The organism is Granulicella pectinivorans (genome assembly GCF_900114625.1).
Classification (GTDB): domain Bacteria; phylum Acidobacteriota; class Terriglobia; order Terriglobales; family Acidobacteriaceae; genus Edaphobacter; species Edaphobacter pectinivorans.
Window position 1 is genome coordinate 1089958 of record NZ_FOZL01000001.1, and the last position, 15933, is coordinate 1105890.

General features: G+C 64.2%; 8 protein-coding genes. 3 read left to right on the plus strand and 5 right to left on the minus strand.

Annotated elements, in window-relative coordinates:
• Window positions 1-147: 147 nt before the first annotated feature.
• The 5 genes from BM400_RS22745 to BM400_RS04355 all read right to left on the minus strand — a co-directional run bounded on the left by BM400_RS22745 (window position 148) and on the right by BM400_RS04355 (window position 7529).
• A complete protein-coding gene (locus BM400_RS22745) occupies window positions 148-1767 on the minus strand; it encodes a GDSL-type esterase/lipase family protein (protein ID WP_089836957.1) in 1620 nt (539 codons plus the stop codon).
• A complete protein-coding gene (locus BM400_RS04340) occupies window positions 1768-3165 on the minus strand; it encodes an MBOAT family O-acyltransferase (RefSeq protein WP_089836958.1) in 1398 nt (465 codons plus the stop codon).
• A gap of 379 nt (window positions 3166-3544) precedes the next feature.
• Window positions 3545-5779 (minus strand): xanthine dehydrogenase family protein molybdopterin-binding subunit, encoded by a 2235-nt coding sequence (locus BM400_RS04345; protein WP_089836960.1) that lies wholly within the window; start codon window positions 5777-5779, stop codon window positions 3545-3547.
• 29 nt (window positions 5780-5808) lie between these two features.
• Window positions 5809-6786, minus strand: coding sequence for an FAD binding domain-containing protein (locus BM400_RS04350; RefSeq protein WP_089836962.1), 978 nt, complete (start codon window positions 6784-6786; stop codon window positions 5809-5811).
• A gap of 107 nt (window positions 6787-6893) precedes the next feature.
• On the minus strand, window positions 6894-7529 hold the full coding sequence (locus BM400_RS04355; RefSeq protein WP_089836964.1) for a (2Fe-2S)-binding protein: 636 nt from the start codon (window positions 7527-7529) through the stop codon (window positions 6894-6896).
• 289 nt (window positions 7530-7818) lie between these two features.
• Here BM400_RS04355 and BM400_RS04360 point away from each other — a divergent pair, with 289 nt between their 5' ends.
• From BM400_RS04360 to BM400_RS04370, 3 genes are read left to right on the plus strand one after another with little or no spacing between them, the layout of a single operon-like run.
• Window positions 7819-8022 carry a PExPT-CTERM protein gene (locus tag BM400_RS04360; RefSeq protein WP_089836965.1) on the plus strand — a complete coding sequence of 68 codons (204 nt, stop codon included), beginning with the start codon at window positions 7819-7821 and terminating at the stop codon, window positions 8020-8022.
• 27 nt (window positions 8023-8049) lie between these two features.
• Window positions 8050-9675, plus strand: a complete 1626-nt coding sequence (xrtJ, locus tag BM400_RS04365; protein ID WP_089836967.1) for an exosortase J — start codon at window positions 8050-8052, stop codon at window positions 9673-9675.
• Window positions 9676-9693: 18 nt separating this feature from the next.
• Entirely contained in the window at window positions 9694-15930 is a 6237-nt protein-coding gene (locus tag BM400_RS04370; RefSeq protein WP_089836968.1) for a chitobiase/beta-hexosaminidase C-terminal domain-containing protein, read from the plus strand.
• Window positions 15931-15933: the final 3 nt, after the last annotated feature.

The window sequence follows — 15933 nt, forward strand, 5'->3', positions numbered from 1 at the left end:
GGTTAGGCGTTCGGCTTGCACGGCGGAGCAGGAAGGCAGACCCATAGGGAATAGCCCGGTCGATCGACGTCCTGTAGGACCTTGGGCAAAGAGCAAAGACAGCGGATCTCCCTGTGAAGGATGACAACCAAAAGGGCACTCCAAAGGCTATGACTGGTTCGGCGGATCTGGTTTTGGTTCGGTTGTGGGGACAGGTTCAGGTGACGGCGGGGTCGGGGCTGGGGTGGAGGGTACGGGATCTCCCGCTGCGGAAGGTTTGGGCTTTGGGATGACCGTCAAGGGTGGCGGCGACGGTTTGGACGGGGCTGCCTGGGTTGGCGGTGCGGGCTTCGGGGCTGGTGGTGTGGATGGCTGAGTAGGGACTTGAACTGATACTGCAGCGTCGTGGCCGAGGTAGCGGTCGTAGGCGAGGCTCAGGTCTTTGACGAAGAGGTTGGCCACGATGGCAGCGCCCTGCGGTGTGGGGTGGATGAGATCGCCCGCGACGAGGCGGGGGTGGCCGGTGTACCAGCGGGACATGGTGCCGTCTCCGCCCATTGCACTAAAGGTATCGAAGAATGCGCAGTTCTGCTCGGCGGCGATGCGGCGCTGGATGGCGATGATGCGCGGGATGGTGTCGTAGGTCTTGATCTCGTCGACACCGGAGCGCTGGCCGCGGTCCATAGGAGCCATGACGAGGATGGGGACGCCGGGCAGGGCGGCGCGGATGCGCTGGATGGCGTGGAGGAGCGTGGGCTCATACTGCTTGTCGACATAGGCTCCGAAGCCGGATTCGTTGGTGCCGTAATTGATGATGACGAGCTTTGGCTGGGTGTGCTGGAGCGCGGCGGCCCAGGCAGCGTTGTTGAAGCCGTTCGAGAGGACGGACGTGGAGGCTCCATTGAGGCCGAGGGAGTCGTAAAGGATGCCGCGTTGCCCGGTGCGAAAGCTCTCGCCGTAGAGCCGTACAGAGCCGCCCGTGGGTTTGAGGTCGACGGTTTTGGTTCCGGGGGGAAGCATCACTGTATGCCAGGAGAGGGCTTTCGCGTCGGCGGAAGTCGGGACGGACTCGAGTGCGGTGTCGTTCGCCTGGATGGAGAGGGTGCCACCGTCGGGCTTCGCGAGGTACGCGATCTCCACGGACGACTGGTCCGCTTTGGTGATGGTGATGTGGGTGGACGCACCTGGACCACCTTCAAAACTGGCTCCGCCGAGGCCGTAGACGTCTTCCTTGCCTTTTCCTACGGCGGTGGAGATGGTCCAACCTTTGTCGGAGAGGTCTACGCCGCGGTGGCCGTACCACGCCCAGGGTTTGGCGGCGAGGAGGTAGCCGCGTCCGGCGTCGCCGAAGCGGGTTTGGAGGAGTTCGCGCACGTCTCCGGTGATGAGGTCGGCGGTGGTGGGGGAGTCGCCGTAGTGGAGGACGGTGACTACCTCGGGGGCGCCGGGTTTGGCTGGCTGCTCAAGGTCGTGCAGGGCGGCGAAGAAGGGGTCCAGGGTGTGGCAGTCGTCGATGAAGTAGGGGGAGATGGGGCGCGGGTTGGTGTGGGCTCCGGGGATGGTGGGGCAGGGGGTTCCGTCGGGCTTCTTACCGGTTGCGTGAGGCTTGACCGCTGCGATCGCCGGTGGCGGCGCGGGTTTGGCGGCGTGGTGGATGAGGTTGAGGTGCGCGGCCTCGGCGAAGATCGCGGGGCTGAGGCCCTTGTCGTGGGCGATTTGGTGCGTGATCGCGAGGATGCCGACGGCGGTGGTGAAGGTGAGCGCGGTTTTTAGGGGGAAGGTCTTCATTTAGAAGCTCCCGTAGATGAAGGTTGCGGAGCCGCGACCGGAGAGGGTCTGGATCAACAGGACGAGGGCGGCCAGGGCGGCTCCCTGCAGCCAGAAGGGCAATGAACCGAGCAGGTTGGCGCTTCGGTCGAGGAGCTTGACGGGGAGGCAGTGCAGGACGGCTGCGAGGGCGAGGACGCCGAGGATAGGGAGCGAGAGGTTGTCGTGGGACCAGCTCTGGGCGGTGGTTGCGAGGGTGCCGAGGCGGGTGAGGATCTCCCAGGCGTTGGCAATGCTGGATGCGTTGAAGAAGATCCAGGTGAAGCAGACGAAGTGGAAGGTGAGGAGGGTGGCGGCGATGGTGCCCCAGCGCGTGGCTTTCTTGCCTCTAGGTTGTTGATTCTTATAGATGCGTACGCATGCGAGGACGACGCCGTGGAGGGCTCCCCAGGTGAGGAAGGTCCAGCCGATGCCGTGCCAGAGGCCGCCGAGCAGGAAGGTCACGATGACGGTGTAGCAGTAGCTGAGCATAGGCTTCTTGCGGCGGTTCTGGGGGAGGCGTTCCTGAATGTAATCCCTCAGCCATGTCGAAAAGCTGATGTGCCAGCGTCGCCAGAAGTCCATTAGATTCAATGCGAGATAGGGGCGGTTGAAGTTTTCGGGGAGTCTGAGGCCCATGAGGAGGCCAGCGCCGAGCGCGATGTCGGTGTAGCCGGAGAAGTCGAAGAAGAGCTGGAGGGCGTAGCCGTAGATGGCGGCGAGGACCTCGAGGCCGCTGTAGAGGGTGGGGGTGTCGAAAACCCGGGTGACGAGGTTTTCTGCTAAGTAGTCTGCAATCAACAGCTTCTTGACGAGGCCGATGCCGATGAGGAGGAGGGCGCGACCGGCCATCTCGGGGGTGAGCTGCAGGGGTTGGACGAGCTGCTTGAGGAAGCCGTTGAGGCGGAGGATGGGGCCGGCGATCATGACCGGGAAGAAGAGGGCTCCAGAGAGATAGGTGAGGTAATTGGCCTGGGCTTCGGCGTCTTCTTCTCGCCGGTAGAGGTCGATGGTGTAGGTAAGTGATTGAAAGCAATAGAACGAAAGCGAAAGAGTCAGGAGCGGGGCGAGTTTGTTGGCTCCGACGAAGGGGATGAGCTTGGTGGTGAGGAGGAGGCCTACGTTCACGACGAGGGAGGCGGCGAGGAGGAGGCGGCGCTTCGTCGTGTCTTCCGTGCGGGCGAGGCCGAGACCGACGCAGTAATCGACGGCCGCAGTGGCGGGGAGCAGAAGCAGGTAGAGGAGGCCGAACTTGCCTAGAAAGAACAGGTTAGCGGCGACGACGATGGCGAGTCGAGCGGTGCGGTAGCTGGCCAGCGCCCAATAGAGCAACCAGATGAGGAGAAAGAAGACAAAGAAGGCAGGGGTGCTCAACAGCATGGGGGAGTGGGCTCGGGCGGGCGGAGAAGATGATCGCGCGCTAATCCTCAGGGTATGCGGGATTTGGCGTTTGGGGAGTGACGTTCTTGGTGCGGGATGATTGGGTCAAAGAGGTCTGACCTGTGGGCTTGAAACGTGGTCTGAAATGCACTGTTTTGGGTGCATATCGTGGATGCTTCGTATCCTGGTGTTCTAAAGGGGTTACGGGCCGGCGATCGAAAAATCCCAATGTTTCACCAGAAGTTTTTTGGACGGTAAAACGTGGGAAAATGCATGGAAAATGTGGCCAGGGTGTGGTTCTTGGCGTTCCTTGAAAAGTGGTCTGTTTTGGATTCGATTATCGCCCCGGGGAGCGGCGGTGCCGCTGCTTGTTGCCGGATCAAGCCAGCAGGTCCTCGATCTTGACGGGGAGCTCGCGGACGCGGATGCCGGTGGCGTGGTGGACGGCGTTGGTGATGGCGGCGGCGATGCCGGCGAGGCCGATTTCGCCTACGCCGCGGGCTCCGAGAGCGTTGAGGTGGAGGTCGGGGTAGTCGAGGAAGGTGACGTCCAGGTCGGCGACGTCGGCGTTGGTGGCGAGGATGTAGTCGGCGAGGTTGTTGTTGATGGGCGCGCCGGAGCGTGGATCGTAGTGGGTCTCCTCGAAGAGGGCCATGCCGATGCCCATGACGACGGCTCCCTCGATCTGGTTGCGGGCGGGGCGGGGGTTGAGGATGCGGCCGGCGTCGATGACGGTGACGATGCGGGAGACGCGGAGGCGGGCGATTTCGGGCTGCCAGGTGACCTCGACGAAGTGCGCGCCGAAGGAGTGGGTGGAGAATCTGGGGTCTTTTTCGCCGAAGGTGCCGTTCGATTTGCCGTCTCCGGTGGCGGCGCGGACGTTGGCCTTTTTGAGGACGTCGGCGAAGGGGATGCCGGTGGCGGCGGGCTGGGTCTTGAGGTGGACGCGGCCATCGGTGAAGGCGAGGGCATCGGGCTTCTGGCCGGGGAAGCTTGCGGTGGGGGCGGTGGTGGCGATCTGGAAGAGGAGGCCCTGGGCCTTGTCGATGGCGTCGAGGACGGCGGGGATGGTGGAGGCGGTGGCCCAGGAGCCTCCGGAGATGGCTCCGGCGGGGAGGTTGGTGTCGCCGAGGACGACGTGGATGCGGTCGTGGGGGACGCCGGTGCGGTCGAGGACGATGTTGGCGAGGACGGTGTAGGTGCCGGTGCCGATGTCCTGGGTGGCGGTGGCGACGCGGACGGTGCCGTCGTTGGTGAACTCGAAGGAGGCGGCGGCTTCCATGCGGACGGCGATCCAGGTGCAGGCGGCCATGCCCCAGCCGAGGGTGAGGCCGTCTTTCTTCATGGAACCAACGGCGGGGGTGTAGCGCGACCAGCCGAACTTTTCGGCGCCGGTCTTGAGGCACTCGGGGAGGTGGCGGGAGGAGAAGGGAAGGTTGTTGGTCTCGTCCTTATCGGCCTCGTTGAGGAGGCGGAGCTGGACGGGGTCGAGTTTGAGCTGGATGGCGAGTTCGTCCATGGCGGACTCGAGGGCGAAGAGGCCGGGAACGGCTCCGGGGCCGCGCATGGAGGTGGGGGTGCCGATGTTGCGGCGGGCGAGGCCGGAGGTGGCGCGGAGGTTGGGGACGGAGTAGAGGAAGCCGGTGGCTTCGGAGCAGCCCTCGGAGTAGTCGTCGAGGAGGGAGGTGTGGTTGAGGGAGTCGTGGAGGATGGCGGTGAGCTTGCCCTGGGGGGTGGCGGCGAGGCGGATGCGCTGCTGGGTGCGGGGTCGGTGGCCTACGTTCTGGAACATCATGTCGCGGGTGACGACGAGCTTGACGGGGCGGCGGAGGTCGCGGGAGGCGGCGGCGGCGATGAGGCAGTGGGGCCAGGGCCAGAGCTTGCCGCCGAAGCCGGAGCCGAGGAAGCGGGAGATGACGCGGACGTTCTCCTGGGGGACGCCGAGCATCTGGGCCATGACGTTCTGGTGGTTGACGACGGCCTGGGAGGTCTCGTAGAGGGTGAAGGTCTGGCCGTCGAAGTCGGCGACGGAGGCGTGGAGCTCGATGGGGTTGTGGGTCTCGGCGGGGGTGGCGTAGGTCTGGTCGAGCTTGTGGGGGGCGTCGGCGAAGGCTTTGTCGGGGTCGCCGCGATGGGTGTCGACGGTGGGCTTCTCGTCGGTGGAGAGGTGGGTGCTGACGTCGTGCGGGGCGGCCTTGTAGGTGACTTTGACGGCGTTGGCAGCGGCGGTGGCCTGCTCGAAGGTGAGGGCGACGACGGCGGCGACGTACTGGCCGTAGTAGCGGACGGTCTCGTCCTCGAAGGGCGGGCGGCGCTCGTCGAGGATGCCGGAGAAGCCCTGGGCGGGGGCGGTGCGGAAGAGCGGGCCGATGTTGCCGTGGTGGTAGACGGCCTTGACGCCGGGCATGGAGAGGGCGCGGGCAGTATCGAGGTTGGTGATGGTTCCGCTGGCGATGGTGGCGCAGACGGGCACGGCGTAGAGCATGCCGGGGAGGTTGTGGTCGGAGGTGTAGATGGCCGTGCCGGTGACCTTGAGCTGACCGTCGATGCGGGGCTGCCTGGAGCCGGGCTCGAGGGTCATGCGGGGGGGAAGGGTGGAGGATGCGATGGGCATGTCAGTTCTCCGTTCGCTTGAACTGCGGGTTAGGCCGTCTGGTTCGCGAGGGTGAGGGCGTGGGTGATGCAGCGGCGGGCGAGCTCTACCTTGAAGCCGTTCTGGCTCTGGGGTTGGGCGCCGTGGAGGGCTGACTCGGCGGCCTTGCGGAAGGTGGCCCTGGTGGCTGGATGGCCGATGAGAGCGTGTTCTGCTGCGAGGGAACGCCAGGGGCGTGTGGCTACGCCGCCGAGGGCTACGCGGGCGTGGGTGATCTTGCCGTTGGCGGTCTCGAGGACGATGGCGGCGGAGGCGAGGGCGAACTCGTAGGAGGCGCGGTCGCGGAGCTTGAGGTAGGTCTGTTTGGCGTTGGGGCGTGGGGGCGGCAGGGTGACGTGGGTGATGAGGTCGCCGGGGTCGAGGACGGTCTCGCGCTCGGGGGTGGCACCGGGCAGGAGGAAGAAGTCGCCGATGGGGATGGCGCGGTCGCCTTTGGCACCCTGGACGTGGATGGTGGCCTCGAGGGCGGTGAGGGCTACGTTCATGTCGGAGGGGTTCGTGGCGATGCAGTGTTTGCTTGTGCCGAGGATGGCGAGGGTGCGGTTTTCGCCCTCGATGGCGGAGCATCCGGAGCCGGGGGTGCGCTTGTTGCAGGGCATGGCGTCGTTGCGGAAGTAGACGCAGCGGGTGCGCTGGAGGAGATTGCCACCGGTGGTGGCCATGTTGCGGAGCTGGGCGGAGGCTCCGGCGAGGAGGGCCTGCGAGAGGACGGGGTAGGTTGCCTCGACGGCGTGGGCGAGGTCGCTGTTGCGGACGAGGGCTCCGATGCGGAGGCCGCCGTCGGGGAGCTTCTCGATGGAGGCGAGGGGGAGGCGGTTGATGTCGACGATGCGGGTGGGGCGCTCGACGGAGAGCTTCATGAGGTCGAGGAGGGTGGTGCCCCCGGCGAAGAAGCGGGTGCCGTCGGTTTGGCCGAGTTGGATGGCCTGCGGGACGTCGGCGGCGCGGGTGAATTTGAAGGCTTCCATGAGGGCTCTCCCTAACGCGAGGCGTAATTCGGATCAGAACGGATAACGGCGGGATGATAAGGACAGGCAACGGCAAGAGCAACGGCTTTTGTGGAAAGGCTTTTTTTTTAGGCGCGCTGGCGGACGGCCTGTACGGCGGCGACGATGTTGGGGTAGGCACCGCAGCGGCAGATGTTGCCGGCCATGGCCTCCTTGACGTCGGCGTCGGTGGGGCCGCAGGGCTCTTTGAGGAGGGCTACGGCGGACATGATCTGGCCGGAGGTGCAGTAGCCGCACTGGTAACCGTCGTGCTCGACGAAGGAGGCCTGCATGGGGTGAAGGGCACCGGGCTGGCCGAGGCCTTCGATGGTGGTGATGTCCTGTCCGTCGTGGAGTACGGCGAGCGTGAGGCAGGAGTTGATGCGGCGTCCATCCACGTGGACGGTGCAGGCTCCGCATTGGCCATGGTCGCAACCCTTTTTGGTGCCGGTGAGCTGGAGGGTCTCGCGGAGGGCGTCGAGCAGGGTCGTGCGTGGATCGATGCGGAGGTCGACCTGCTTGCCGTTGACGCGGAGGGCGAGGGGGATGGCGCCTTCGATGGTCTCCGATGGGGCCAGGGGCGCGGGGGCTGCGGGGGTTTTGGCTGCTGCGGCTGCGAGGGGTGCGGCGGTCGCGGCGACCCCGGCGGCTCCGAGCTGCGAGAGGAAGGAGCGGCGGGTGACGCGGCCGGTCTCCGGGGCTTTCGGGTGCTCTGATTCAGACATGGGACCCTCCAGGGCAGTGCGGGGGTGATGGAGGGAAGTATAGACGGTTCCAGGGTTACGGCGCTGTGTTGCGGTGTCTGTGACACGGGGATGAAAACAAGACAATCCGGCAGGATACCTCCCATTTGGGAGATGGCAGGATGATCGGGCTTCTGACATGATCGGGTTCATCGAATGAACAGAGAGTTCCGATTGCAGGTTTTTGCCTGCGATGCGGCGGTGTCGTCTGCCACGCGGCAGGATCACTGCTCGTTCGATGCGTTGTCGAACTTATCCGCAAGGGGATTCTATGAATCGTGTTTCGATGTCTGCCGTTCTGTTTTGTTTCGTTCTTCTTTCGGCTGCGGTGGCACAGGCGCAGAGCGGATGCACAAACTCTCCCGAGAACCCGACGGCTCTGCTTGGCGTGGTGGGTGCAGGCGGCCTGCTGATCGCACGCTCGCGTGGCAAGATCCAGAGCTTTGTCCAGACCCGGTTCGGCAAGCGCCGGTAGCGCGCGCGACGGCGAGGGGGAGAAGCTATGGCAGCGACCACGACACCTTTCCACGGTGTAGGCCGGGACTATGTCGAACATGACGGAACCGCGACCAGCCTTCGGGGCTTTCCGATGCTGATGGCGGTGGTCGTGGGCGCGTGGATGCTGGCGATGATCCCGGTCTTCCATGAGGCGGTGCTGATCTGGATGGGCGACCCGCTGCGTTCGCTGGGGATGTTCTTTCCGGTGCTTGCGGTGGTGTTGATCGCGAGGGTGTGGCGTGGGCTTGGATGGGAGCGCAACGGGACGTGGTGGGGGTTGGTGCCTCTGCTGGTTGCGGTGGCGATGGTGCTGGCGCGGGAGAGCTATCGGATTACGTTTCTGCCGAAGCCCGAGATCTCGGTGGATCTGCTGCCGAATGGGCCGATTCTGTTTCTGTCGCTTTCGGCCGCCGTGCTGATGACGGGTGGGGCGCGGGTGTGGAGGAAGAGCCTGTTTCCGCTGATGCTGGTGTTGTTCGTCAATCCGTTTCCGAGCGCGTTCAACGCGCTGCTGGATGTGCCTTTGCAGCATGCCTCGGCGGCGACGGCGCGGCGGTTTGCGTTGCTGATTGGGGAGCATCCGGATGGCGAGCAGTTGCGGATGATGTTCACGCCGGACTTTGGGATGTTTATCGCGCCGGGGTGCAATGGGATTCGCGGTGCGGTGACGCTGGGGTATATCGGGTTGATCGCCAGCTACTGGCGGGGGTTTTCGGTGCCGATGCGGCTGCTGGCGGCGTTCGGCGGAATGGCGATGGGATACCTGTTCAACTTTCTGCGGCTTTGCCTGGTGGTGGTGTATTACAAGGTGGGCCGCACGGTGACGTGGATACAGCCGCATGGCGCGCTGATCGACTATCTGATCGGTGGGATGTTGTTTTTGTTTCTCTCGGTGTGCTTTGGACTGTTTCTCTTCCGCCCGGACGCGGAGGATCCGGAGCTGACGGAGATGGAGTCGCCGTACTGGCTGGAGCCGAGCCCGGTGGTTGCGGTGAACCGGGTGTGGGTTGCGGGTGCGTTCGTGCTGGTGTGCCTGACGCTTGGCGTCTCCAATGTGTATGCGATTGTGCGCGATGGGCGTGCGGCGAAGGTGATGGGGCCGAAGGTGGAGACGGCGGTTGTGCTTCCGCAGACGGTGGGGCGCTATCGGCTTGTGAGCCAGTGGATGGAGGGGACGGATTATCTGTGGGGGCGGTACACGGATGGGCATGCGGGGAACGATGTGTCGATGGGGCTGTGGACGTCGGGCGGCTATCACGATGCGACGCTGTGCCACCTGTATCGCGGCGAGCGTGTGACGTTCGGGCAGGTGCTGGCGCATCGCGATGCATCCGGAGCGCAGACCACGTTTCGCACGTTCCAGTATGACGACGGCGTGACGAACTCGTTTGCCGCTTCGAAGATTTGTGCAGGCTGCACGGAGGTTTCCGATCCGGTGCGGTGGGTGGGACCGGTGCAGTTGATTCGTAAGCCGGCCGACAGCTATTTCAAGAATCCTTCCGTGGTTGGCGTTCTGATCACGCACGAGGCCGACCGTGGGCTGGGTGCATCGCCCGCGGGCTACGAGCCGCTGCGCGCCGTTATCGATGCACTCGATGGCGACGCCCTGATTTCCAGAGTGAAGCACTAACAATACGGAGATAGTTCTATGCCCCCCGCATCCACGCTGCGCCGCCGCATCTCGTCCGCATTCGCCGTTTTCACCGTTGGCCTTTTGGGGCTGGGGCTTAGCTCGTGCTCGAAGACGCCGGTTCCTGTGGCGGCTTTGGCTCCCGTGGCGGGCGCCGCCTTTCACGGACTGGTGCATGGCGGGCAGCAGCCGGTAAAGAATGCGTCGATCCAGATCTATGCGGTGGGCTCGGGTGGCTCGACGGCTTTGTTGAGCCCTCCGGTGTCGACGGACAGCCAGGGCAACTTCAATGTGACGGGGAGGTATACCTGCCCTTCGGCGAGTGCGCTGGTGTACATCGTGTCGATCGGCGGCGATCCGGGGATGGGGGCGAACAACCCGAACCTGGCCGAGATGGCTGCGCTGGGCGCGTGCGGAAGCCTGAGCGCGAGCACGTACATCACGATCAACGAGGTGTCGACGGTGGCGGCGGTGTTTGAACTGGCTCCTTATATGACGTCGTTCAGCCAGGTGAGCTATGGAACGGACCTTGCGGGGATTACGAACGCGTTCGCCGAGGTGAATGTGCTGGTGAACCTGGCGACGGGACAGGCACCGGGTTCGGGAGCGTCTGCGGGGACGGCTGTTCCGGTTTCGGAGATCAATACGCTTGCGGACATTATCGCGAGTTGCGTGAACTCGACGGGTGGGACGGCGGGAGATGGAAGCATCTGCGGCACGCTGCTCTCGTTGACGGGTGTGGGGGGGCAGGGCAATACGATTGCGGCGATGCTGCAGATTGCACGGAACCCGAGCCTGAATGTCGCGGGGCTGTACAGCCTGATCTCGCCGAACAGTCCGTTTGGACCGGTGCTGACGTCGGCTCCGGGAAGCTGGGGGGTGAATCCGCTGCCGGTTGTGGCGACCCCGGTGATCTCGCTGGCGGCGGGGACGTATGAGGGGATGCAGAGTGTGACGATCACCGACGCCACGGTGGGCTCGACGATCTACTACACGACGGATGGGACGACGCCGACGCTGAACTCCATGGTGTATGGGGGATCGGTGGCGATTGCGGCGACGTCGACGTTGCGCGCGTTTGCGGCGGCTCCCGGATCCTTGAGCAGTGCGGTGGTTTCGGCGGCGTACACGATTACGGCTCCGACGCACTTTACGGGAGGGCTGATTACGACGATTGCGGGGATCGGCGTGCAGGCCGAGACGGGCGACGGCGGACAGGCGACCATCGCTTCGCTGGCTCCGGTTGGCGTCGCGGTGGATGCGGCGGGGAACGTTTATACGGCCGACAGTGCGGGGAACGTCGTTCGCAAGATTACGCCGGCGGGCATCATCACGACGATCGCGGGTACGGGTACGCAAGGGAGCAGCGGCGACGGCGGCCTGGCTACGAGCGCGCGGCTGAACAATCCGTATTCGGTGGCTGTGGATGGAAGCGGAAATATCTTCATCGCCGATGAGGGCAACGAGCGGATTCGCGAGATTACGAAGGTCGATGGCAAGATCAACACGGTGGCGGGAAGCGGCGTGGAGTGCAGCACGACGACGGGCGATGGCGGGCAGGCGACCTCCGCTTCGCTGTGCGGAGCGTTCTATGTCGCGGTGGATGCGAGCAACAACCTCTTCATCTCGGATCACTACGCCTCGCGGATTCGCCAGGTGACCGGAGGGATCATCTACACCGTTGCCGGTGCGGTGAATGGTGGTTTCCCGAACGATGGACCGGCCGCGAGCGCTAACTTCAACGGTCCGGACGGCCTGGCGGTCGATGGCGCGGGCAATCTTTACATCGCGGATACGGGGCACAACACGATCCGCATGATGACGGTGGGACGGATCATGTCGACGATTGCGGGGACCGGTGTGCAGGGCACCACGGGCGACGGCGGCGCCGCGCTGTCGGCACGGCTGACGAGTCCTGTTTCCATCGCGGTCGACGCGAACAGCAATGTGTACCTCTCGGACGGCGGGACCAGGGTGCGGAAGATCGATGCCACCTCGCACAGCATCTCCACGGTAGCCGGAAACGGCACCAGTGGATTCAGCGGCGATGGCGGCGATTCGCTGCAGGCGGAGGTCAACAACCTTTACGGCATGGCGTTCGATGCCAACGGCGCTCTCTATCTCGCGGACAACGGGAACAACCGCGTTCGCAAGATTGTGTTCGGGAGGTTCAGCATCGCGGCGGCACCGACCTTCTCGCCGGCTGGAGGCACTTATGACAGCGCGCAGACGGTGACCCTGAGCACGACGTCGACGGGAGCGAACATCTTCTACACGACGGATGGATCTGCCCCGAGCGTAGCGTCCACGCTGTATACCGGGGGGATCACGGTCAACAATGCGGACACGGTGATCAACGCCATTGCAACGGGCAACAACTATGCGACGAGCGCGCCGGCCAGCGCAGAGTACGTTATTTCCGGAGCGCAGGTTTCGGCGCTGCTCTTCAGTCCCTCGGGGGGGACGTACACGACGACGCAGAACGTGACCATTACGGCTCTGACGGGGAATCCCACGATCTACTACACCACCGATGGCACGCAGCCGACGACCTCCTCCTTTGTCTACAACGGGGGACCGATCACGGTCGACCACACGCAGCGGCTCTCGGCGATCGCGGTGAAGAACGGATACGGGACGGATTTCGTTTACGAGGCGAACTACAAGATCAATGTGCCGGAGACGCCCGGTATTATTACGACCGCTGCGGGGGGAACGATTCTGACCTCGGGACTTCCCACGACTGCCGCGCAGTTGGTTGCGAATGGAGTCGCGTTCGACGCGGACGGGAATATGTATATCTCGGACGACTCGACGGGTGGTGCCGGAGCCGACGTCCGCAAGGTGGATGCCATTACCGGAGCGGTGACGACGCTGGTGGACCAGAACACCCGGGTGAGCGGCACGGCGGGACTCAGCTTCATCGCCGCGGGTGCGCTGGCTGTGAATGGCAACGGCGATCTTTATATCGTGGATACGGCCCAGTCCGTGGTGTGGGAACTGCCTGTGGGCAGCTCGCAACTGGTTGAAGTCGCCGGCTTCAATCAGTCTGGCCTGGTGTCGAGCTTCAGGCCGACCGGTATCGGGGTGGACGCGCAGAACAACCTGTACATCACGGACGGAAGCAGCGGCGTCGTGCGCAAGTGGGATGGCTCGAACCTGACTATCGTTGCGGGGTCGCCGACGGCGTCGTCGTCGGATCCGACGCAGGTAGGGGATGGCGGTCCGGCGACCAGCGCGTGGCTGAGCAACCCGACGGGCGTGGCGGTGGATGCGAGCGGCAACCTGTATATCGCGGACACGTATCACGGGCGCATTCGCAGGGTGGACGCGAAGACGGGCAACATCAGCACCATCGCCGGGACGGGGCAGATCAGCGTTGTCCAGCAGGGAGGGTACACTGGCGACGGCGGACCGGCGACGGCGGCCGGTCTCTCGGAGCCGGATGCCATTGCGCTGGACAGTGCGGGCAATGTGTATCTCTCGGACACGCTCAACGAGGCGATCCGGAAGATCGACATGACGACGGGAATTATCCGGACGGTCGCCGGCAATGGAATCGAGGGATATAGCGGGGACGGCGGGCCGGCTATCGCCGCGGAGCTGAGCCTGGGCAGTTACGTAGGGCTGGCGTTCGATAGTTCGGACAATCTGTACATCGTGGATCGCGCCAACAGCAGACTGCGCAAGGTCGCTCCCGGCGGTACGCCTTCGACCGTGACGGCTGCACCGTTCATCAACAATCAGACGCAGCCTTTGAGCTCGGATAGTTCCGGGAACTACGTGGTTGCCGGGCCGATTACGATTCTGATGAGTTCACCGACGACGCAGTCCACGATCTACTACACGCTCGACGGCTCGCCGCCGACGACGACCTCGATGCAGTACAACGGGGGCATCAGTCTGTCTTCCTCGGCGACGATCCAAGCGATTGCGGTGGCTCCGGGGTACACGGCCAGCCCGGTGACTACGCAGGCGTTCCACCTCACCTTCAAGGTGGCGCCTCCGAACTTCAACGTCAGCTCGAGCAGCAACACGGGGCCGCAGACGGTTTCGATCAGCACGACGACCACGGATGGGGAACCGTCAACGCCAGGCGCCACGATCTACTACACAACCGACGGCACGACGCCGACGCGCGCCTCGACGCAGTACACGGGGCCGTTCACGCTTTCGACGTCCACCGGGCTGCAGGCTTTCGCGGTGAAGACCGGCTACCAGGACAGCGATGTCTCGTTCGATGGCGTGGTGGTGAACGGCACCGCGATTGCGCCGGTGCTGTCGCTGCCTGCCGGGACGTATACGTCGGTTCAGACGGTGTCCCTGAGCTCTGCGAGCAGCAGTGCGTTGATCTATTACACGCTGGATGGCTCAGCGCCTTCGGTGGGGGACAACCTTTACTACGGCCCGATCACGGTATCGAGCACGACGACCATCCAGGCGATTGCGGGCGGCAGCGGCTATAAGCCGAGCGCGGTGACGAGTGCGACCTATACGATCAATCTGCCTGCGGCTGCCACGCCTACGTTCTCACCTGCGGCCGGCACCTATACCTCGGTGCAGACGGTTGCGATCAGGAGCGCGACGAGCGGAGCCTCTTTGTATTACACGACGGACGGGTCGACACCGACCACCTCATCGTTACCGTACTACGGTCCGATTACGGTCTCTGCGTCCCAGACGTTGAAGGCGGTCGCGATTGCCACGGGCTACTCCGTCAGCCCGGTGGGGAGTGCTGCCTACGTGTTGAATCTGACGGCTGCGGCGCCGACGTTCAGTCCGGCACCGGGAACCTACTCCACCACGCAATCGGTGACGCTCTCGACGACGACGCCGGGCGCTTCTATCTACTACACCCTGGATGGCACGCCACCCACTTCGGCATCCGCTCTGTTCACGGGCGCGATTTCGGTCAGCGCGACCGAGACGGTGAGAGCGGTGACGGTGGCAAGCGGGTACAGCAATAGTGGTGTGGCCACGGCGGCGTATACGATCGCGCCAGCGGCGGGGACACCTATCTTCTCGCCGGCAGCGGGAACGTACACCACGTTGCAGACGGTCACGATTCAGGCGGCAAACTCGGGCGCTACCCTCTACTACACGCTGGACGGGAGCATGCCGACCACCTCTTCCACCCGCTATATCGGCGGCATCACGGTATATGCGTCGGAGACGATCAAGGCGATTGCGGTGCTTTCGGGCTATGCGAACAGCGCGGTTGGATCGGCGGCCTACACCATCAATTTGTCGAAGGGGACGATCAGCACCCTTGCCGGTACGGGCACGGGTTCGTACAGTGGCGATGGGTCGGCAGCCACCTCCGCCACCATCAACGGGCCACAGGGCGGGGTCTATGACAGCGCGGGAAATCTCTACATCGCGGACACCGCGAATAACCGTATCCGCAAGGTGAACACGGCCGGTGTGATCAGCAACTTTGCCGGGACCGGGACCGCGGGGTTCAGCGGTGACGGAGGCGCGGCGACATCGGCCAAACTCAACGGTCCCACGTCGCTTGCGATCGATGGGCTGGGCACGGTCTATGTCTCCGATACGGGTAACAACGCGATCCGGGCGATCGCGTCGAATGGGACGATCAGTACCTACGCCGGTGCCGTTGCGGGTTCAGCCCACTACCTGACGCTGAGCACGCCGAGAGGAATCGCCGTGGATTACTACAACCGGCTTTACATTGCCGACTCCGGGGCACAGCGCATTATTTCGACCAATTCCAACGCACCCTCCATCAGCGGAGGTTTCCATGTGCTGTGCGGGACGGGCGGGTGGGTCGGTCAGTTGTCCAATCCGACCGGCATCGGGTTGGGTTTCAGCACTTCGGATGGCCAGGTCTCCATCTATATTGCCGATGCCGGTACGAAACAGGTGTCCCTGTGCGGCATTGGTGCTGCGAACTTCTCGTTCACGACGCTCGCGGGTGGTGGCACTTCGGCTCTCGCCGATGGGGCGGTGGCGACGAGCGTGGCGCTTACGTCTCCGGTCGCGGTGATGCTCGATCCCGGTTATAACGGCAACGTCTACTTCCTCGACCAGGGTGCAGGGAAGCTCCTCAAGCTCTACGGCGGAGTGCTTATCGACCTTGCGGGCAGCGGTGCTACCGACCCGGTGAATGATGGGGGACTGGCTACCGCCGGGGGCCTCAGCAGCCCGGGTGGATTCCTGATGGATACGAGCAGTAACTTCGAGATCTTCGACACGGGCCATAACCGGGTGAGAAAGGTGACCTTTTCGCACTGATCT

Bases quoted from the DNA above. Each gene is read 5' to 3' on its own strand.
- xrtJ (WP_089836967.1), top strand. From the start codon at position 8,050: ATGGCAGCGACCACGACACCTTTCCACGGTGTAGGCCGGGACTATGTC.
- BM400_RS04370 (WP_089836968.1), top strand. From the start codon at position 9,694: ATGCCCCCCGCATCCACGCTGCGCCGCCGCATCTCGTCCGCATTCGCC.
- BM400_RS22745 (WP_089836957.1), bottom strand. From the start codon at position 1,767: ATGAAGACCTTCCCCCTAAAAACCGCGCTCACCTTCACCACCGCCGTC.
- BM400_RS04360 (WP_089836965.1), top strand. From the start codon at position 7,819: ATGAATCGTGTTTCGATGTCTGCCGTTCTGTTTTGTTTCGTTCTTCTT.
- BM400_RS04340 (WP_089836958.1), bottom strand. From the start codon at position 3,165: ATGCTGTTGAGCACCCCTGCCTTCTTTGTCTTCTTTCTCCTCATCTGG.
- BM400_RS04355 (WP_089836964.1), bottom strand. From the start codon at position 7,529: ATGTCTGAATCAGAGCACCCGAAAGCCCCGGAGACCGGCCGCGTCACC.
- BM400_RS04345 (WP_089836960.1), bottom strand. From the start codon at position 5,779: ATGCCCATCGCATCCTCCACCCTTCCCCCCCGCATGACCCTCGAGCCC.
- BM400_RS04350 (WP_089836962.1), bottom strand. From the start codon at position 6,786: ATGGAAGCCTTCAAATTCACCCGCGCCGCCGACGTCCCGCAGGCCATC.